Below are 19,529 nucleotides of genomic sequence, written 5' to 3' on the forward strand. Positions count from 1 at the left end.
CTTCCCATACCCTAACGGATGGTCCCGCATGATCGCTGGCCTCGATGGACTGCGCTTCAGCCACTGGCAGGTCGAGCTGCGCCCGGACGGCGTCCTGGTGCTGTCGTTCGACCGCGAAGGCGAGTCGGTCAACACCTTCGGCCAGGACGTGCTGATCGAACTCGAGGCGCTGCTGGAGCGGCTGGCGCTGGATCCGCCCAGGGGGCTGGTGCTGCGCTCGGCCAAGCAGAAGGGCTTCATCGCCGGGGCCGACATCCGCGAATTCGCCGAGTTCGACCGCAAGGGCACCATCGGCGATTCGATCCGCCGGGGCCAGCAGGCGTTCCAGCGCCTGGCCGAGCTGCCCTGCCCCACGGTTTCCGCGATCCACGGCTTCTGCATGGGCGGCGGCACCGAGGTCTCGCTGGCCTGCGACTACCGCGTGGCCAGCAGTGACCCGTCCACGCGGATCGGCTTGCCCGAGGTGAAGCTGGGCATCTATCCGGGCTGGGGCGGCAGCGTGCGCCTGCCGCGCCTGGTCGGGGCGCCGGCGGCGATGGACGTGATGCTCACCGGACGCACGCTGTCGGCGGCGTCCGCGCGGGCGATCGGCCTGGTCGACAAGGTGGTCGAACCGGCGCTGCTGGTGGACGAGGCCGCGAAGCTCGCCCTCGAAGGCCGCGAACGGCCGTTCAAGCAGCGCTTCCTGGGCTGGATCACCAACACCTGGCCGGTGCGGCAGGCGCTGGCGCCGATGCTGGTCAAGCAGGTCGCGCGCAAGGCGCGCAAGGAACACTACCCCGCGCCCTACGCGCTGATCGAGACCTGGCGCCGCAGCGGCGGCGGCGTGCAGGCGCGGCTGGCGGCCGAGCGCAGGTCGGTGGTCAGGCTCGCCGGCACGCCGACCGCGCGCAACCTCACCCGGGTGTTCTTCCTGCAGGAACGGCTCAAGGGGCTGGGCGGGAAGACGCCGCACGGGATCGAGCGCGTGCACGTGGTCGGGGCCGGGGTGATGGGCGGCGACATCGCGGCCTGGTCGGCCTACAAGGGCTTCACCGTGACCCTGCAGGACCGCGAGCAGCCCTACATCGACAAGGCGATCGCGCGCGCGCAGGAACTGTTCGCGAAGAAGGTCAAGGACGAGGCGAAGCGGCCTGAAGTCGCCGCGCGCCTGCGCCCGGACCTCGCCGGCGAAGGCGTGGCCGCGGCCGACCTGGTGATCGAGGCGATCATCGAGGATGCCGAGGCCAAGCGCGAACTGTATGCCGGCGTCGAACCGCGCATGCCGCCCGGCGCCCTGCTGGCCACCAACACCTCCTCGATCCCGCTGGACGAGCTGCGCGGGCAGCTTGCGCGGCCGGCGCAGTTCGCCGGCCTGCACTACTTCAACCCGGTGGCGCTGATGCCGCTGGTGGAGATCGTGCGCCACGACGCAATGGACGCCTCGACCGAGCAGCGGCTGGCCGCCTTCTGCAAGGCGATCGACAAGCTGCCGGTGCCGGTCGCCGGGACGCCGGGTTTCCTGGTCAACCGCCTGCTGTTTCCGTACATGCTCGAGGCCGCGCTGGCGTACTCGGAAGGCATTCCCGGCGCGGCGATCGACAAAGCGGCGGTGAAGTACGGCATGCCGATGGGGCCGATCGAGCTGATCGACACCGTGGGCCTGGACGTCGCCTACGGCGTGGGCCAGGAGCTGGCCCCGTTCCTCGGCCTGCAGATCCCGCCGGCGCTGTCGCAGCCGCCGGAGGCCGGCAAGCGCGGCAAGAAGGACGGCCAGGGCCTGTACGCCTGGGAGGACGGCAAGGCCAAGAAGCCCGAGGTGCCGAAGGACTACGTCGCACCCGACGATCTCGAGGACCGCCTGGTCCTGCCGCTGCTCAATGAGGCCGTCGCCGCGCTGCACGATGGCGTGGTCGAGGACGCGGACCTGCTCGATGCCGGCGTGATCTTCGGCACCGGCTACGCGCCGTTCCGCGGCGGCCCGATCCAGACCATCCGCGAGACCGGTGCCGACGCGCTGCTCGAACGCCTGAAGGCGCTGCAGGCGCGCTACGGCGACCGCTTCGCGCCGCGCGCGGGCTGGGACAATCCGGCGCTGCGGCCGTCGGCCGCCGGCCCGGCGTGAACGCCGGCGGCGCGTCGGGCCCGGTGCCCGTCGCGCCGCGCGCGGGGCGCGCTACAGCCGCGACCCGGTCAACGTGACGTCGGCCTCGCGCCATGCCGCATCGAAGGCCCGGGACGCCTCCGCCGCCTCCGCCCGCTTGTCCTGCGCGTCCAGGCTGCGGGCGAGGCCGAACAGCGACCAGCCGTTGCCCGGATTGCGCTGCAGTTCCTCGCGATAGACGGTCTCCGCCTCGGCGGCGCGACCGGCGTCGAGCAGCACCGCGCCGAGCGTCTGCCGCACCGGCGCGTGCCAGCCCGGCGGCTCGTCGTAGGGGATGCCGTCCTCGATCGCGACCGCCTCGCGCAGCGCCGCCACCGCGGCGCCGGTGTCGCCGCGTGCGGCCGCCAGTTCGGCGGTGACGGTGCGCTCGGCGACGCGCGCGGCGAACGACAGCGGATAGCGGTCCCAGACCATCCGCCGCTGCATCGCCGGATCGGCGGCGAGCGGGCGCAGCGCGGCCAGGTGCGTGTCGGCCGCGTCCAGGCGGCCCCGGCGGACCGCCGCCATCGCCTGCGCGTAGTGCCAGATGGCGGTGACGTAGGGCAGGTCCGGCGCCGGGTTCTCCGCGCCCGCGATCTCGTCCCAGCGCCCGAACCGCACCCGGTCGAACCAGGGCGTCATCCAGTAATGCTGCAGTCCCTCGAAACCGGGGGTGCGCATCAGCTCGGGCAGGTCGGTGCGCTCGGCGGTGGCCAGCGCCGCCGCCCGCGCCACCGCGCCGCTGCCCTCCATGCTCGCGGCGAACCACAGGAAGTGGTGGTTGTGCGGCACGTAGCCCAGCGGATACACGCCCTGGGTGTTGCCGCGGCACAGCGCGAGGTAGGCGTCGTCGGCCTCGATCGCGCGCTGGTTGGCGATCACCGCGTCGTGCCAGCGCCCCACCCGCGCGTAGATGTGCGCCGGCATGTGCACCAGGTGCCCGGAGCCGGGCACCAGGGTGCGCAGGCGGTCCGCGGCCGCGACGCCGCGCTGCGGGTCGGCCGAGGCCTCGACGGCATGCACGTACAGGTGCAGGGCGCCGGCGTGGTCGGGATCGCGCGCCATCACCGATTCCAGCGTGCGCACCACCTCGGCGGTGTGGCCCTTGGGCTGGCGCTGCGCGTCGTAGTAGTCCCACGGCTGCAGGTCCATCAGGGCTTCGGCCATCAGCACCGCGGCGTCCAGGTCGTCGGGGCGCTGGCGTACCAGCGCGCGCATGGCGGCGGCGTAGGCCTCGTCCAGCGGGCGGCGATCGTCCGGCGGCTGCGCGGCATAGCGCGCCGCCAGCGCCTCGATGAAGGCCCGCTCGCGCGCACCGGCGCCGGCGGCGAGTTCGCGCGCGCGCTGCAGCCGGCGCCAGGCGTCGGCGTTGTCGGCCGGGTCCATTGCTGCGTTCACGTGCGGGCCCAGCACCAGCGCCGCGCCCCACCAGCACATGGCGCAGTCGGGGTCGAGCTCGGTGGCCTTGAGGAACGAGCGCTCGGCGGCGTCGTGGTTGAAGCCGTAGGTCAGCATCAGGCCCTGGTCGAACCAGCGCTGGACCTCGGGATGGGCGCTGGTGACTTCGAAATGGTGGTCGCCGAGTCCTTCGAGCAGGTGCGCGCCGACCATCGCCAGCTCGGGCGGCGACACCGGCCGGGGCGGCTCGACGGATGCGGAGGCGCTGCGGCGCTCGCAGGCGGTGAGCGCGAGCGCGGCGAGCGCGCCGGTGAGGATCAGGGAACGCAGGTGCATGGGAACCTCCACTGCGGTGCATGCGCACGTGGCGGCGTCGCCACCCGACCCGTGCTGCGCCTGATCGTGTCCCACGCGGGCCGGCGGCACGGGAACCGCCGGCTCGGGATGAGATCGGGCCGCTGCGCGCGCCGGCGGTCACCGGCCCCGGGTTCGGTCTCCCGGGTGGGTCTCGGCAGGTCCACCCGGAATGGCCGCTGTCGCCTGCGCCCGCGCGCGTCGGATCCGACTTCCTTCAGGACGCGGGATCGCGCCCGGAGCGGACAGCCAGCGGCGGTGCACCCCTCATAGTCATCAGGCGGGGCCCGGCGCCCCGGGCAGCTCCCGACAGGTCGGCAGGTTCAGTGCGCCAGCCCGACGTCGCGCAGCGCCGCCTCCAGCGCGTCGCGCTGGGCCTCCAGGGTGTCCGGGCCGTCGTACGGGACCACGGTCCAGGTCTCGCCCGCGCGCATCGTTTCGCCGGGGGCCAGGGTGCGCATCGGGGCATGCACCTCGAGTTCCATCAGCCCCGCGTTGGGGTCGCCGGCGTGCCACTGTTGGTACAGCTCGACCTGCCCGTGCTCGGGATCGATCGCCGTGTCCGGCTGCCGCTCGAACCGGATCAGCAGCAGCTGGCCGGCGCTGAAACCGGCGATCCAGCCGGCTGCGGGCGCGATGAAGACCTTGCCGCGGCGCCCGGCCTTGCCGGCTGGCGGCGGATCGGCCTGCAGCGAATACAGCCCGTCCTCCCCCCACGCCACCAGCCCGGCAAAGGTGGCGTCCTCGTCGGCGCGCAGGCGCGCGTCGGCCGGCCGCGCGACCGGGACGAACACGCGGCTGCCGGCCGGCAGGCGGGTGTTGAACCAGAGGTCGCGCCGCACCCCGCGGTCGCGGACGTTCACCGCCTCCGCGCCCAGCTCGAGCGTGGCCGGCGCCCGGCCGGACAGCCGGAACGACTGGTTCGCGCGCAGCCCGCTCACCGGGCTGTCCACGCCTTCGAGCACCAGGGCCTGCGACGACCGCTCGACGATCCGGTTGCGACCGTAGGCCAGGAACGGATCGGGGGGCCACACCGCGGCCGCCGCGCGCCGCTCCGGGTTCACGTCCTGGTCGAGCCACCAGCGCGACTGCGCGCCGGTCCACAGCTCGTGGCCCATGTAGGGAATGTTCTCGCCCTGGGCCGTGGGCACCGGCGGTGCCACGTTCGCGACCGCCTCGCCCACCTTCAGCAGGTTGGGCCTGCCGGGCAGCGAGAGATGGACGATGCGTCCGCCCAGCGCGGGCGCGATGTCGACCTGCAGGTGGCCGTCGTCCAGGCGCACGCGCTCGGTGGCGTGCACCGCCGGCAGCGCCAGCAGCGCGAGCGCGGACAGCGCACACAGCCGGCCGAGGCGGCGCACGAGGCGGTCCATCACATCGTGTTCGTGGGCTTCTCGGCGGTCAGCGAACCGGCGAGCAGGGTCTCGATCCGGTTCTTCACCGTCTCGCCCTCCGGCGTGTCGGCGAACTGCACGCCCACCCCCGCCACGCGCGCGCCCTGGGCGCCGGTGGGCGTCACCCAGACCACCTTGCCGGCCACCGGCAGGCGGTCACTGGACTCGGGCAGGGTCAGCAGCAGGAACACCTCGTCGCCGAGGAAGTAGCGCTTGGGCGTGGGCACGAAGATGCCGCCGTACTTCAGGTACGGCATGTACGCGCCGTAGAGCGTCGCCTTGTCCTTCAGTGCCAGCGACAAGATGCCCTGTCGTGCGCCGCCCGCGGTGCTGCTCATCGGTGAGTCCTCGATCCTGTCCCGGTGCGCGGCGCGTCTGCGCCGCGCCATGCCAGCAGCAGTTCCGCGACCGCGAGGTCCGCGCGCACGGTGGTGCGCAGCAGGTCGCGGGTGCGGTTGGCCGCGTCGAACCACCGCGCCAGCTTCCGGATTCGCGCCGGATCGGTCAAGCCGGCGGCCTCGGCCACGGCGAGGTCGGCGGCATGGCTCAGGCGCAGCGTCCCGTGTTCGTCGGCGACCCAGCGCTGCGCGGTCTCGATCGGTGCCGCGTCGCCACGCGCCAGCCGCGCGAGGTCGTCGGCCACCTCGCGCCGCAGCTGCAGCCCGCCGTCGCGCAGCCAGGCATCGGCGAGGCCGGGATGTCCGCGCGCGGCAGCGAGTGCCTCGTGCGCGGTGGACGCATCGTGGCCCTGCGCGCGCAACCACGCCAGCGCTTCGTCTCGCGGCGGCAGCCGCAGCTCCAGCCGCTGGCAGCGGCTGCGGATGGTCGCCGGCAGCCGCGCGGGGTTGGAGGCCAGCAGCCACAGGTAGCGCCCGGGCTGCGGCTCCTCGAGCGTCTTGAGCAGCGCGTTGGCCGCCGAGACGTTGATCGCGTCGGCCGGATCGACGATCGCCACCTGCGCCGCGCCGTACTGCGGCGTGAGCGAGAGCTTCTCCGACAGCGCGCGGATCTGTTCGATCACGATCTCGGTGCGCAGGCGCGTGCCGTCGCGGTTCGGCTCCAGGGTGACGAGATGGAAGTCCGGGTGGGTACCCGCCTCGATCAGGTGCGCCGCGCGGGCTTCGTGCGCGCCCAGCAGGTGCGTGGCGAGGCGCCCGGCGACCGCGCGCTTGCCCAGCTTCGCGGGCCCGCACACCAGCAGTGCGTGGCCGAGACGGCCGTCGGCAAGGTTGGCCACTGCCTGGTCGAAGGCGCGCTGCTGCCAGGGGGCGAGCGGCGCGTTCATCCGTCCGCCCGCCACGCGCGCAGCAGTTGCACCGCCTCGGCCGCGACCGCGTCGGCGGAACGCGAGGCATCGATCAGGCGGACGCGTCCGGGATCGGCATCCGCCCGCGCGCGGTAGGCGGCGCGCACGCGTTCGAAGAACTCGTCGCGTTCGGCCTCGATGCGGTCCGGCACCAGGTCGCGGCCGCGGGTGCGCTCGCGGCCACGGGCGACGTCCAAGTCGAGCAGCAGCGTCAGCCCCGGACGCAATCCGACCACGCGGTGCTCGAGCGCGGCGATCCACGTCGCGTCGATCCCGCGTCCGCCGCCCTGGTAGGCGTAGCTGGAATCGGTGAAGCGGTCGCACAGCACCCAGGCGCCGCGGGCCAGGGCCGGGCGGATGGTCTCGTGCACGTGTTGCGCGCGCGCGGCGAACATCAGCAGCAGCTCGGCCTCCGCGCAGGGCGACTCGTGCGAGGGATCGAGCAGCAGCGCGCGGATGCGTTCGGCCAGCGGCGTGCCTCCGGGTTCGCGCGTGGCCACCACCTCGTCGCCGCCTTCGCGCAGTGCCTCGCGCAGCGCGTTGAGCACCGTGGTCTTGCCGGCGCCCTCCCCGCCTTCCAGGGTGACGAAGCGTGAGTGCGTCGGGATCCCGGCCGACGGCCCGCAGGCCGTCGCCGAAGGACCGGACGCCTCCGGCAACCACGCGTCCACTGGCGCCGCACCCCGAATCGCCGGCCGGGCGGCGCCGTCCGCGGACGGAGTCGTGCGCGACCCGTTCATCGCGGCGCGAACTGCTCGCGGTAGCGACGCACGTATTCGCGCACCGCGGCGTTGTGTTCGTCGAGCGTGCGCGAGAACACGTGGCGCCCGCTGCCGTCGCCCACGGCGACAAAGTACAGCGTGTCGCCGTCGGCCGGATTGGTCGCCGCGCGGATCGCCTCGACCCCGGCCATCGCGATCGGGGTCGGCGGCAGGCCGTCGCGGGTATAGGTGTTGTAGGGCGTATCGGCCAGCAGGTCGGCGCGGCGGATGTTGCCGTCGTAGGTGCTGCCGAGGCCGTAGATCACGGTGGGGTCGGTCTGCAGGCGCATCCCGGCCCGGAGCCGCCGTGTGAACACGCCGCCGATCTGCGCGCGCTCGGAGGCGATCCCGGTTTCCTTCTCGATGATCGAGGCCAGCACCAGCGCCTGGTCGGCGTCCTCGAGCGGCAGGTCGGGCGCACGCGCCTCCCACGCCGACTGCAGCGCCTGCTCCAGCGCGCGGTTGGCGCGGCGCAACAGGGCGACGTCGGTGTCGCCGCGGGTGTAGACGTAGGTTTCCGGCAGGAACCGGCCCTCGGGATGCACGCCGGGCCGGTCGAGCGCGGCCATCAGCGCCGCGTCGTCCAGCTCGCCGATCGTCTGCACCAGCGGCGTGGCCCGGGCCAGGCCCGCGCGCAGTTCGCGGATGTTCCAGCCTTCGACGATGGTGAAGCGGTAGGACACCACCTTGCCGTCGCGCATCTGTTCGAGCAGGCCGCGCGGCGTGGTCGCCGGGTCGAGCGCGTATTCACCGACCTGGATGCGGGCGTCGGCGCCCAGCTGGCGCGCCAGCAGGCGCCATTCCAGGTCGTGCCCCGTGTCGATCCCGGCCTCGCGCAGCCGCGCCAGCACGCGCACGAACGAATCGCCGCGCTCCACGCGCAGCGTCTGCCCCTGCTCGATGCCCGGCAGCGGCGCGTCGGCGAAGCCGGTGTAGTGGTCGTACAGCCACACGGCAGCGGCGCCGGCCAGCAATGCCGAGATCACGAACAGCAGGCCGAGCCCGCGCCGGCCTTCAGCGGCCATGCGGGCGCGTCCGTCGGGAAGAGGAGGTCGTCATCGGCTCAGGATACCTTGGCCCGCGTACGCTCACGGCGACAGCGCGCGCAGCATGCCGCGCGCCTTGGCCCGGGTTTCGTCCAGTTCACGCGCCGGAACGGAGTCGGCGACGATCCCGGCGCCGGTCCGGAACCGCGCCAGGGTGCCCTCCAGCTCGGCGCTGCGGATCAGGATGTTGAGGTCGAGGTCGCCGTCGCGGTTGAGCCAGCCCATGGCGCCGGTGTAGGCGCCGCGGCCGCTGCGCTCGAGCTCCGCGATCACCTGCATGCAGCGCACCTTGGGGCAGCCGGTGATGGTGCCGCCGGGGAACGTGGCCGCGATCACCGCGCCGGGCGTGTTGCCTGCACGCAGCCGGCCGCGCACGTTGCTGACGATGTGGTGCACGTGGGCGTAGCTCTCGATCGTCATCAGCTCGTCCACCTCCACGCTGCCGGGCACGCAGACGCGGCCCAGGTCGTTGCGCTCCAGGTCGACCAGCATCACGTGTTCGGCGCGCTCCTTGGGGTGGCCGGCGAGTTCGCGCATGCGGGCCGCGTCGTCGTCGCCGGGCGTGCGCGGGCGGGTGCCCGCGATCGGGCGGGTCTCGACCACGTCGCCGCGCACGGTCACCAGGCGTTCGGGCGATGCGCTCACCACCGCCCAGCCGGCGCCCGCGAACAGGCCTGCGAACGGCGCCGGGTTGGCCTCGCGCAGGCGCGCGTACAGCGCGGCGGGCTCGGGCGCGGCGTCGAAGTGCGCGCGCCAGCCGCGCGACAGGTTGGCCTGGAACACGTCGCCGGCCGCGAGGTAAGCCAGGATGCGCTCGACACCATCGAGGAACGCCTGCGGCGGATCCTCGTCCAGCCGCGCGGGCGGCCGCCACGAAGGCGGTGCGGACAGGGTCGGCGCCGCGGCGAGATCGCCTTCGATGGCGTCCAGCAGCGGCTCGGCGCCGGTCTCGGCGATCGCCACGCATTCGCCGCTTGCGTGATCGCGCAGCACCGCGGCCGGACAGCGCAGCGCCTGGGCTACCGGCAGGCCCCCTGCCGCCGGGGGCAGGCGCAGCACCGGTTCGACCTGCGCCGCCAGCTCGTAGCCCAGCAGCAGCGCCCAGCCGCCGCGGAACGGCCAGCGCGGTTCCTCGCGCGGCTGGCGTGCCGCGCGCCAGGCCGCGTCCAGGGCGTCGAGGAAGGAGCCATCCAGGGGCGTCCCGGCCTGGTCGCGGGTGACGCCGTCCCCGCCCAGGGTCAGCGACCCGCCCTCGGTCGCCAGCAGCAGGTCCCAGCGGGATTGCGCGGTGCCGTGCGCCACCGACTGCAGCAGCACCGGATAGCGCGCGGGATCGACGCGATGCAGCGCGAGCAGGTCGGTGTCCGGAGGAAGCGGCCGGGTGATTAGCACGACAGGGTGCTCCGAAGGGCCCGCTGCGCCGGGCGTGCGGCCGCGGGCCGGCACCGGCCGCACTTATCCCATGCGTCCGTGCGCCCGCCGCGGCAGTCCGCGCTCCGGGGCTTCGACGCGTTCATGCCGCGGCCCGATTCCGCGCCGCCGCGCTCAGACGCGACGGAACACCAGGGTGCCGTTGGTACCGCCGAACCCGAACGAGTTCGACAGCGCGATCTCCACCTGCGCCTCGCGCGCGGTGTGCGCGACGTAGTCCAGGTCGCAGCCCTCGGAGGGATTGTCCAGGTTGATCGTCGGCGGGATCACGCCCGTATGCAGGGCCATGGCCGAGAACACCGCCTCCACGCCGCCGGCCGCGCCGAGCAGGTGTCCGGTCATCGATTTGGTGGAACTCACCATCAGCTTCGCCGCATGCGCGCCGAACACGCTCTTGATGCCCATCGTCTCGGCCAGGTCGCCCTGCGGGGTCGAGGTGCCGTGGGCGTTGATGTAGCCGACCGCGGACGGGTCGATGCCGGCATCGCGCAGCGCGGCGACCATGCAGCGCGCGCCACCCTCGCCGTTCTCGCTGGGGGCGGTCATGTGGTGGGCGTCGCCGCTCATCCCGAACCCGGCGAGCTCGGCGTAGATGCGCGCGCCGCGCGCCCTGGCGCGTTCGTACTCCTCCAGCACCAGCACGCCCGCGCCGTCGCCCATGACGAAGCCGTCGCGCTCGCGGTCCCACGGCCGCGACGCCCTCTGCGGCTCGTCGTTGCGGGTGGACAGCGCCTTCATCGAGCAGAAGCCGCCGACCGACGTCGGCGTGGTGGCGAACTCGGCGCCGCCGGCGATCATCGCGTCGGCGTCGCCGTACTGGATCATCCGCGCGGCCAGGCCGATGTTGTGGGTGGCCGTGGTGCAGGCGGTGACCACCGCGATGTTCGGGCCCTTGGCGCCGGTCATGATCGAGACCTGGCCCGAGATCATGTTGATGATCGTGCTGGGCACGTAGAACGGCGAGATCTTGCGCGGGCCGCCCTCGTGGTACTTGATCGAGGTTTCCTCGATGCCCTTGAGGCCGCCGATTCCCGCGCCGATGGCCACGCCGATGCGCTCGGCCGCCTCGCCGGAGATCTCCAGCCCGGCATCGCGGATCGACATCAGCGCCGCGGCGACGCCGTAGTGCACGAAGGGATCCATCTTCTTGATGTCCTTCGCCGGGATCCACTGCGCGGCGTCGAACCCCTTCACTTCGCCGGCGATCCGGGTGGCGAAGGCGGCGGGATCGAAATGCGTGATCGGGCCGATGCCCGAGCGGCCGTTGACGATGCCGTCCCAGCTCGACGCCAGGTCGTTGCCGAGCGGCGACAGGATGCCGATGCCGGTGATGGCGACGCGACGCTTGGACATGGTCGGCTCTCTCCTTGACTGCGGTGCGCCGCGCGCGCCGGCGTGGCGCGCCGCAAAACGCACGAGGCCGCAAAGCGGCCCCGGGGTTTGTGTTCAACCCGGCCGGATCGCGGCCAGGGGAATCGGATCGCCTGCACGCGCCACGCCCGGCGTCAGGCCAGGCGTGGCGCCGAGGTGCATCACGCCTTGACGTGGGCCTTGATGTAGTCGATCGCCTGCTGCACCGAGGTGATCTTCTCGGCTTCCTCGTCCGGGATCTCGCACTCGAACTCTTCCTCGAGCGCCATCACCAGCTCGACGGTGTCGAGCGAATCCGCGCCGAGGTCGTCGACGAAGGAAGCGCTCGCGCTGACTTCCTCTTCCTTCACGCCCAGTTGTTCGACCACGATCTTCTTGACGCGTTCTTCGATGCTGCTCATTGGCTGTTGGCTCCGCGAAAGGCTGTTACGGTGGCAAGTGTAAGGGCTGGACCGGGGCGAGGATAGCGCGTTGCCGCGGCGCTGCCCCGGGTCGGACGCGCGGGCCGGGAGACCGGGCCGCGCAATCCTTTTCAAATCGGCAACTTAGGAACCCGCGCGGCGATGCCGTGCAGGCCCCCGAACGGCGTCCTCACGGCATGTACATGCCGCCGTTGACGTGCAGGGTCTCGCCGGTGATGTAGCCCGCGCCGGGTCCCGCGAGGAAGGCCACGGCGTTGGCGATGTCGGCGGCCTGGCCGAGGCGACCGAGCGCGATCTGCCCGAGCAGCGCGGTGCGCGCATCCTCCGGCAGGGCCGCGGTCATGTCGGTCTCGATGAAGCCGGGCGCGACCACGTTCACGGTCACTCCGCGCGACCCGATCTCCTTCGCCAGCGACTTGCTGAAGGCGATGATGCCGGCCTTGGCCGCTGCGTAGTTGGTCTGCCCGGCGTTGCCGGTGACCCCGATCACCGAGGCGATGTTGATGATGCGGCCCTTGCGCGCCTTCATCATCCCGCGCATCACCGCCTTCGAGCTGCGGTAGACGCTGGTGAGGTTGGTGTCGAGGATGGCCTGCCACTCCTCGTCCTTCATCCGCATCAGCAGGTTGTCGCGGGTGATGCCGGCGTTGTTGACCAGGATCGAGATCGCGCCGAGATCCTTGCCGATCGCATCGACCAGCGCTTCGATCTGTCCCGGCTGCGCCACGTCCAGCACGCGTCCGTGCCCGCCGTGGGCCGCGAGCCGCGCGCCGATCGCGGCGGCGCCGGACTCCGACGTGGCCGTGCCCACCACGGTCGCGCCCTGCGCGGCCAGCAGGTCGGCGATGGCGGCGCCGATGCCGCGGCTGGCACCGGTGACCAGGGCGATCTCGCCGTCGAGGGGTCGGGTCATGTCGTCTCCCAGCAGTTCACAGGATGATCCGCGCCGGGCGGTCTCAGGCGACCCAGTCGGCGCGCGCGGATTCGAAGTCGCCGACGGCGCCGATTGCGCGCGCGTCCAGGCCCTTGTCGATGCGCCTGGCCAGGCCGGCGAGCACCTTGCCGGGGCCGCATTCGGCGATGCGCGTGGCGCCGGCGGCGGCCAGCGCCTGCATGCAGCCGGTCCAGCGCACGGGCAGGTACAGCTGGCGCACCAGCGCGTCGCGGATCGCGTGCACGCCCGCATGCACTTCCGCATCGACGTTCTGCACCACCGGCAGCGCGGGTTCGCGCCAGGCCAGGCCGGCCATCGTCTCGGACAGGCGGTTCGCCGCCTCGCGCATCAGCGGCGTGTGCGAGGGCACGCTCACCGCCAGCTTCACCGCCTTGCGCACGCCCTGTTCCTGCAGCAGCGCAAGCGCGCGGTCGACCGCGGCGGCATCGCCGCCGATCACAATCTGCCCGGGCGAGTTGTAGTTCGCCGGCACCACTACGTCGCTGTGCGAGGCCTCGCGGCAGACCGCTTCGACCAGCGCGTCGTCGGCGCCGATCACCGCGGCCATCGCGCCGGTGCCGGCGGGCGCGGCGTCCTGCATCAGCTGCCCGCGGATGCGCACCAGGTGCGCGCCGTCCCTGAGCGACAGCGCGCCGGCGGCCACCAGCGCGGCGTATTCGCCCAGGCTGTGGCCGGCGAGCCGCGCAGGCTGCGCCCCGCCCGCGGCCTGCCAGGCGCGCCATACGGCGACGCCGGCCGCGAGCAGCGCGGGCTGGGTGTATTCGGTGCGGTTGAGCTGTTCTTCCGGGCCGCCCTGCGACAGGGCCCACAGGTCGACGCCGGCGCCTTCGGACGCTTCGTCGAAGGTCGCGCGGATCTGCGGATGCAGTTCGGACAGTTCCGCGAGCATGCCCACCGACTGCGAGCCCTGCCCGGGGAACACGAACGCGAGTTGCGGGTCGGTCACGCGGTATTCCGTGGGAAAAACAGGGCGCGATGATACGGGCAAACGGCGGGACGCGTCTGTACCGGGGCGTATGCGCGCATGCGCGCGCGATCCTCACCCGCGCCTGCGGCGATGGCTCAGTAGCGCAGCAGCGCCGAGCCCCAGGTGAAGCCGCCGCCGAAGGCCTCCAGCAGCAGCAGCTGGCCGCGCTGCACGCGGCCCGAGCGCACCGCCTCGTCCAGCGCCAGCGGCACCGAGCCGGAGGACGTGTTGCCGTGCTTGTCGACGGTGACGACCACGCGTTCCATCGGCATGTCCAGCCGCTTCGCCGTCGCCTCGATGATGCGCAGGTTCGCCTGGTGCGGGATCAGCCAGTCGATGTCGTGGCGATCCAGGCCGTTGGCCTCAAGCGTTTCCTCCACCACCGAGTCCAGCGCCTTGACCGCGTACTTGAACACGTCGCTGCCGGTCATGCGGATGCGCACGCCGGCGTTCTTCGCGTGCTCGTCGAAGCCGACCGAGACGCCGACCGGATTCCAGAGCAGTTCCTTCTTGGCGCCGTCGGCGTGGAGGTGGGTGCTGAGGATGCCGGTTTCGGCATCGGCCTTGAGCACCACCGCGCCGGCCCCGTCGCCGAACAGCACGCAGGTTTCGCGCTCGGTCCAGTCGACCATGCGGGTCAGCGTCTCGGAGCCGACCACCAGCACGGTCTTCGCATCGCCGCAGCGGATGAACTTGTCCGCGACCGAGAGCGCGTACAGGAAGCCCGAGCACGCGGCGTTGACGTCGAACGCGCCGCAGCCGGCGATGCCCAGCCGCTGCTGCAGCAGGCAGGCCGAAGACGGGAAGATCAGGTCGGGCGTGGTGGTGCCGAAGACGATCAGGTCGATCTCGTCGGCGGAAACGTCGGCCGCTTCGAGCGCACGCTGCGACGCGTGGGTCGCCAGGTCCACCGTGGTCTCGCCCTCGGCCGCGATGTGGCGCTCGCGGATCCCGGTGCGCGAAGCGATCCATTCGTCGCTGGTGTCGACGATCTTCGACAGGTCGTCGTTGGTCAGCACCTTCGAGGGCAGGTAGCTGCCGGTACCGGCAATGCGGGAATAGATGCGCTCGTTGCTCATCGCGGGGAATCGCCCTCGGGTCGGTGCGGGCGACGTGCGCGCCGCGGAAGCGCCGCGGCGCGATGCGCCGTCGGCGTGCCGGTGGTCGCCGGGTCCGCGCGGACCCGGGACGGGTCAGTCTTCCTCGACGACCTTCACCTTGGGCTGGATCACCTGCTTGCCGCGGTAGTAGCCGTCGGCGGTGAGGTGGTGGCGCAGGTGGGTCTCGCCCGACGTCGGGTCGGTGGCGAGCTGCTTCGCCGTCAGCGCGTCGTGCGAACGACGCTGGCCACGACGGGACGGGGTGACGCGGGACTTCTGCACAGCCATGGGATTGCTCCGGGAACGATTCGGTTGTTGCGATGACTCGGGAAAACGCCATGACGGCGCGGGACACTAAACCTTCAATTCTGCTTCTTCAGCGCGGCCAGCCCGGCGAAGGGATTGGCGCGGACCTCTTCCTCCGCCGACACCGGCCAGTCGCGCTCGACCGATTCGGAGCCCGGCTTCACCGGAACCACCGGCAGGGCGAGGATCAACTCGTCCTCCACCAGATCCAGCAGCCGCAGCATGCCGTCCTCCGGCACCAGCAACGGCTCGTAGCCCGGCGGCAGCCCGGCCTCGTCCGCTTCGTCGCGGATCAGGCCCAGCCGCTGCACGGTGTGCACCGGGAAGCCGAACCGCTGCAGGGTGCGCTGGCATTGCAGCGGCAGCTCCGCATCGAGCTTGAGTTCCAGGTACGGGACCCGCAGGGCGTCGCGATCGAACCCGAGCGCGAACGCCACCTCGCCCTCGGCGCCGGCCAGCGCGTCCCGCAAGCGGGGCAGCGCGGCCAACGCGACCCGGCCTTCGAACTCCCGCCGCGCGGTGACCATGCGCCAGGCGTCCAGGATGTCGGGCAATTCCGCGGACATAAGCGGCGGAATATTAAGGATGCGACGCCCCCGTGTCAAACCGCGCCGTAAGGGGCAACTGCCTGTCCGGGCAGGGAATTTGCCCGTGGCGGCGGCCCCGGTCAGACTGGCGCCCCGCCCCGGGAGCGCCATTGTGACCGTGTTCGCCCTTTGCCTGCTGTTGGTGGCCGCCGCGTACGCGCTGTCGCTCTGGTGGCGCCGCCGTGGCGAACGCCGCCACCGGGCGATGGCGCGACTGCTGGATTCGGCCGACGCGCTGGAGGACCGGCTGCGCACGGCGCGCTCGGAAATCGAGGCGATCGCGGGCGACGAGCACAATCCGGTGCGCGAGGCGATGCAGGAGATGCTGCGCCAGCGCCTGTGGCTGCAGGAGCACGGCCAAGCGGCGTCGCTGGAACAGCTCGATACCGTGCGCGCTTCGATCGACGCCGCCCGCGGCAACATCGAGCGCCAGCTGCTCCAGATCGAGCGCGCGCGGGCCTCGCTGCATTGAGCGCCGGCCCCGCCATGCCGCGGCTGGTCCTGGCCTCGACCTCGCGCTACCGCGCCGAGCTGCTGTCGCGGCTGCGGCTGCCGTTCGAGACCGTGCGGCCGGACGTGGACGAGGCGCCTGCCGCCGGGGAATCGCCTGCGTCGCTCGCGCTTCGGCTGGCGACGGCCAAGGCCGCCGCGGTGGCGGCCACGCGCCCCGAGGCGCTGGTGATCGGCTCGGACCAGGTGGCCAGCTGCGATGGGCGGATCCTCGGCAAGCCGGGCACGCGCGCGACCGCGATCGCGCAGCTGCAGGCGATGTCCGGGCGCGAGGTGGTGTTCCTGACCGCGGTCGCGATCGCCTCGGCCGGCGCGCCCGGCGAGCAGGCGCTCGACACCACCACGGTCCGCTTCCGCCAGCTGCCCGACGACGAGATCGCGCGCTACGTGGACGCCGAGTCCCCGCTCGACTGCGCGGGCAGCTTCAAGTGCGAAGGCCTCGGGATCGCGCTGTTCGAGTCGATCGAATCGCGCGATCCCACCGCCCTGGTCGGGCTGCCGCTGATCGCCACGGCGCGCCTGCTGCGCGCGCGCGGCGTGGTCATTCCCTGACGGCCGCCGGCGGCGCCGCGGGCGCGACGCGGATCGGGGTTTCGATCCAGTCCTCCACGCTGCCGTCGCGTCCGTGCAGGCGCAGCCCCAGCCAGCGACGGCCCGGCGCGAGGGCCGCGGCATCGACCTGCGCGCGGAAACCGACGTCCGGATGCCCCGGATCGGTGGAGATGCGCCAGAACTGCGCCGTGCCCGGGCTCGGCAGCCCGTAGCGCGCCTCGCCCACCACGCGCCCGTCGACGAGGATCTCGACCCGCGACAGGCCGACGCCGTCCTTGAAGGCCCAGCCGGCGACGTCGAGTTCCCCCTCCACGCGCGCACCGGCCACGGGGGTGTCGACCCAGGCCATCGCCGGAGCACGGCAGGGCGCCTCGTCCGAGGCGGCCACCAGCCCTTGCGGCCATGCGAACAGCAGGAAGCGCTGGCGCCCGTGATCGATGTTGAGCACGCGCGGCGCCGGCAGCGGACCCAGCCGCTCGCACAGCGCGTGGTAGCGCTGCAGCAGGTCGCGGTAGGCGACGTCGCTGGCGCCGACCACCAGCAGCAGCGGCGTCCCCGAAAGCGCATCGCGCGAGACCACCTCCAGCCCCCACAGCTTCAGCTGCGGCGCGCGACCGTGCGACCGGTTGAGCGGATGGTCGAGCACGGGGATATCGGTCTCGCCCAGCGCGAACCCGAGTTCCGCGCCGATCTTGAAATTGTCGGCCACCAGCCGGGTATCGGGCGGCAGGGTGGCGCGCAGCTCCGCGACCTCGGCGGCCAGTTCGTCCCAGCCGGCGAAGTTGGACGGATACCACTTGAACTCGGCCATCTGCGCGCGCGCCTGCGGCGTGGACACGGCGACGTAGTAGCCGAGCACCGCCACCAGTCCGCACCCGGCCAGCGCCCAGGTCGCGACCCTGAGCCAGCGCGTCCATCCCGCGAGCACCGCCGGCAGCAGCGGCAGCAAGGCGACGTAACCCGGCAGCGGCCAGTGGAAGCTCACCCGCTCGGTGTCGGCGAAGAAGCCGAGCACGAAGAAGCCCGCGATCACGATGCCGCCGCTGAGCGCCAGCAGCCGCAGCGCGGGGTTGTCGTGCCGCCGGAACCGCCAGGCCGCGGCCAGCAGCGCCGCGAACAGCAGCGGCGTCACCAGCACCGCCTGGATGCCGAGGAAGGTGATGCCTTCCAGGTGCAGCGACCACGGATGGCGGTCGACCAGCTGGAACCGCAACCCGGCCTCGGCATTCTCGACATTCCACGCCAGCAGCGGCATCCAGGCCGCGGCGCCGAAGGCGAGCGCGATGATGACGCGTGGATCGCGCAGGACCGCTCGCCCCTGCGGCATCAGCAGCAGGGCGAGGAAACCGGCGCCGAGCGCGGCGATGAAGCGGTAGTGGCTCAGCGCGCCGATCGCCAGCGCCAGCGCCAGCTGCGCCGCGTCGCCGTAGGAGATGCCGCGCAGCATCTTGGCCAGCGCATCCAGCGCCAGCAGGGTCGCCAGCGCCAGCAGCACGTCCGGCAGCGCCATCACGCCCAGCATCGCGAACAGCGGCAGCACCAGTGCGCCGCAGCCGGCGACCCAGCCCGCGTGCGGGTCCACTTCGCGCCGCGTCATCGCCACCACGATCCACGGCAGCAGCGCCGAGACCAGCAGGAACAGCGCGCGCACGGCGAACACGCCGTCGCCGAACAGTTCCCCGCCGAGGCGGATGGTCCACGCGGTCAGGCCCGGCAGGTCGGAGTACGCCCACGCCAGGTGGCGACCCTCCTGCCAGTAGAAGGCTTCGTCGACGAACAGCGGCAGGCGCGCGGCCACGACCAGCTTGACCAGTACGATCGCGGTCCAGAGCGTGACGAACGCCGCACGCGCCCGATTGTGTTCCCGCATTGCGCCGCGACCCCGCTACACTCGATGACGATTCGATCAGGAGAGCGCCGTGTCCGTCGCCACCCAGGAACCGGCCATGCTAACCGAGCGCGATCAAGACGCGTTGACAGCGGCCCAGGCGCAGGTGAACCGGCTGGTGCTGGGCAAGGCGCACGAGGTGCGGCTGGCGTTCGCGGCGTTGCTGTCTGACGGGCACCTGCTGATCGAGGACCTCCCCGGCCTGGGCAAGACCACGCTCGCGCACGCACTGGCGGCCACGCTGGGGCTCGGCTTCCAGCGCGTGCAGTTCACCTCGGACCTGCTGCCGACGGACATCGTCGGCGTCTCCATCTTCGACGCGCAGGCCCGGCGCTTCGAGTTCCACCCGGGGCCCGTGTTCGCGAACGTGCTGCTGGCCGACGAGATCAACCGCGCCCCGCCGCGCACGCAGAGCGCACTGCTCGAGGCGATGGCCGAGCACCAGGTCACCGTCGACGGCACCACCCACCGCCTGCCCGAGCCGTTCTTCGTGATCGCCACCCAGAACCCGGTCGACCTGTCGGGCACCTACCCGCTGCCCGATTCTCAGCTCGACCGGTTCCTGCTGCGGCTGACCCTGGGCTACCCGCACGAGGACGCCGAACGCGCCCTGCTCGCAGGGGAAGACCGTCGCGATCTCATCGCGCAGGCGATGCCGGCGCTGGGCGCGGAGGACGTGCAACGGCTGCGGCGCGCCGTGTCGGGAATCCATGCCGGCGAACCGCTGGTGGCCTACGTGCAGGCGCTGCTCACCCGCAGCCGGCATGCGCCCGGCGTGCGCGTGGGACTGTCGCCGCGCGCCGGCATCGCACTGCTGCGGGCCTCCCGGGCCTGGGCGATGCTGCAGGGCCGCGACCACGTGCTGCCCGACGACGTGCAGGCGCTGTTCGCGCCGGTCGCCGCGCACCGCCTGGTTCCCGAGCACGATGCCGGCGACGCCGGCGCGCTCGCGGGTGCGATCCTGCGCGCGGTTCCCGTCGACTAGGTCGGCGGGCGATGCCGCCACGCTCCGCCACGATGCCGTGCAGCGGGCACGCAGCCGGGATGGCCCGCATCGTG

At 72.6% G+C, this 19,529-nt stretch carries 19 protein-coding genes; 4 read left to right on the forward strand and 15 right to left on the reverse strand.

The window, feature by feature from the left end; genetic code table 11:
• Positions 1 to 28 precede the first annotated feature (28 nt).
• Positions 29 to 2,104, forward strand: a complete 2,076-nt coding sequence (locus QFW80_RS06955) for a 3-hydroxyacyl-CoA dehydrogenase NAD-binding domain-containing protein (protein WP_280600839.1) — start codon at positions 29 to 31, stop codon at positions 2,102 to 2,104.
• 51 nt (positions 2,105 to 2,155) lie between these two features.
• Here QFW80_RS06955 and QFW80_RS06960 read toward each other — a convergent pair whose 3' ends face one another.
• The 14 genes from QFW80_RS06960 to QFW80_RS07025 all read right to left on the reverse strand — a co-directional run bounded on the left by QFW80_RS06960 (position 2,156) and on the right by QFW80_RS07025 (position 15,499).
• Positions 2,156 to 3,856 carry a tetratricopeptide repeat protein gene (locus tag QFW80_RS06960; RefSeq protein ID WP_280600840.1) on the reverse strand — a complete coding sequence of 567 codons (1,701 nt, stop codon included), beginning with the start codon at positions 3,854 to 3,856 and terminating at the stop codon, positions 2,156 to 2,158.
• Positions 3,857 to 4,197: 341 nt separating this feature from the next.
• Positions 4,198 to 5,247, reverse strand: coding sequence for a DUF4380 domain-containing protein (locus QFW80_RS06965; RefSeq protein WP_280600841.1), 1,050 nt, complete (start codon positions 5,245 to 5,247; stop codon positions 4,198 to 4,200).
• Entirely contained in the window at positions 5,247 to 5,606 is a 360-nt protein-coding gene (locus tag QFW80_RS06970; RefSeq protein ID WP_280600842.1) for a PilZ domain-containing protein, read from the reverse strand. Before QFW80_RS06970 ends, QFW80_RS06965 begins: the two co-directional genes overlap by 1 nt.
• Entirely contained in the window at positions 5,603 to 6,553 is a 951-nt protein-coding gene (locus QFW80_RS06975) for a DNA polymerase III subunit delta' (RefSeq protein WP_280600844.1), read from the reverse strand. The genes QFW80_RS06970 and QFW80_RS06975 overlap by 4 nt, the downstream gene beginning before the upstream one ends.
• A complete protein-coding gene (tmk, locus tag QFW80_RS06980; protein WP_425603515.1) occupies positions 6,550 to 7,245 on the reverse strand; it encodes a dTMP kinase in 696 nt (231 codons plus the stop codon). The genes QFW80_RS06975 and tmk overlap by 4 nt, the downstream gene beginning before the upstream one ends.
• Before the next feature lie 65 nt (positions 7,246 to 7,310).
• Entirely contained in the window at positions 7,311 to 8,360 is a 1,050-nt protein-coding gene (mltG, locus tag QFW80_RS06985; RefSeq protein WP_280600845.1) for an endolytic transglycosylase MltG, read from the reverse strand.
• Between the two features lie 63 nt (positions 8,361 to 8,423).
• Positions 8,424 to 9,773 (reverse strand): aminodeoxychorismate synthase component I, encoded by a 1,350-nt coding sequence (locus QFW80_RS06990; protein WP_280600847.1) that lies wholly within the window; start codon positions 9,771 to 9,773, stop codon positions 8,424 to 8,426.
• A gap of 153 nt (positions 9,774 to 9,926) precedes the next feature.
• Positions 9,927 to 11,165: a beta-ketoacyl-ACP synthase II gene (gene fabF, locus QFW80_RS06995; RefSeq protein WP_280600848.1), complete on the reverse strand. Its 1,239-nt coding sequence runs from the start codon at positions 11,163 to 11,165 to the stop codon at positions 9,927 to 9,929.
• 179 nt (positions 11,166 to 11,344) lie between these two features.
• Entirely contained in the window at positions 11,345 to 11,584 is a 240-nt protein-coding gene (acpP, locus tag QFW80_RS07000) for an acyl carrier protein (RefSeq protein ID WP_146387575.1), read from the reverse strand.
• A gap of 190 nt (positions 11,585 to 11,774) precedes the next feature.
• Entirely contained in the window at positions 11,775 to 12,518 is a 744-nt protein-coding gene (gene fabG, locus QFW80_RS07005; RefSeq protein ID WP_280600850.1) for a 3-oxoacyl-ACP reductase FabG, read from the reverse strand.
• A 43-nt stretch (positions 12,519 to 12,561) separates the two neighbouring features.
• Positions 12,562 to 13,506, reverse strand: a complete 945-nt coding sequence (gene fabD / locus QFW80_RS07010) for an ACP S-malonyltransferase (protein WP_280600852.1) — start codon at positions 13,504 to 13,506, stop codon at positions 12,562 to 12,564.
• A gap of 116 nt (positions 13,507 to 13,622) precedes the next feature.
• Positions 13,623 to 14,606 carry a beta-ketoacyl-ACP synthase III gene (locus tag QFW80_RS07015; protein WP_280600854.1) on the reverse strand — a complete coding sequence of 328 codons (984 nt, stop codon included), beginning with the start codon at positions 14,604 to 14,606 and terminating at the stop codon, positions 13,623 to 13,625.
• Between the two features lie 114 nt (positions 14,607 to 14,720).
• Positions 14,721 to 14,915 (reverse strand): 50S ribosomal protein L32, encoded by a 195-nt coding sequence (rpmF, locus tag QFW80_RS07020; RefSeq protein ID WP_280600855.1) that lies wholly within the window; start codon positions 14,913 to 14,915, stop codon positions 14,721 to 14,723.
• 74 nt (positions 14,916 to 14,989) lie between these two features.
• Positions 14,990 to 15,499: a YceD family protein gene (locus QFW80_RS07025; RefSeq protein WP_280600856.1), complete on the reverse strand. Its 510-nt coding sequence runs from the start codon at positions 15,497 to 15,499 to the stop codon at positions 14,990 to 14,992.
• A gap of 133 nt (positions 15,500 to 15,632) precedes the next feature.
• Here QFW80_RS07025 and QFW80_RS07030 point away from each other — a divergent pair, with 133 nt between their 5' ends.
• On the forward strand, positions 15,633 to 15,992 hold the full coding sequence (locus tag QFW80_RS07030) for a hypothetical protein (protein WP_280600857.1): 360 nt from the start codon (positions 15,633 to 15,635) through the stop codon (positions 15,990 to 15,992).
• Between the two features lie 14 nt (positions 15,993 to 16,006).
• Positions 16,007 to 16,582: a Maf family protein gene (locus QFW80_RS07035; protein WP_280600858.1), complete on the forward strand. Its 576-nt coding sequence runs from the start codon at positions 16,007 to 16,009 to the stop codon at positions 16,580 to 16,582.
• On the opposite strand, the gene QFW80_RS07040 is transcribed toward QFW80_RS07035, so the two are convergent.
• Positions 16,572 to 18,452 (reverse strand): glycosyltransferase family 39 protein, encoded by a 1,881-nt coding sequence (locus QFW80_RS07040; protein WP_280600860.1) that lies wholly within the window; start codon positions 18,450 to 18,452, stop codon positions 16,572 to 16,574. The genes QFW80_RS07035 and QFW80_RS07040 overlap by 11 nt on opposite strands.
• A gap of 49 nt (positions 18,453 to 18,501) precedes the next feature.
• Between QFW80_RS07040 and QFW80_RS07045 the strand changes: the two genes are divergently transcribed.
• Positions 18,502 to 19,455: an AAA family ATPase gene (locus QFW80_RS07045; protein WP_425603516.1), complete on the forward strand. Its 954-nt coding sequence runs from the start codon at positions 18,502 to 18,504 to the stop codon at positions 19,453 to 19,455.
• Positions 19,456 to 19,529: the final 74 nt, after the last annotated feature.

Source organism: Luteimonas rhizosphaericola, assembly GCF_029888045.1.
In the GTDB taxonomy this organism is placed as follows: Bacteria; Pseudomonadota; Gammaproteobacteria; order Xanthomonadales; family Xanthomonadaceae; genus Luteimonas; species Luteimonas rhizosphaericola.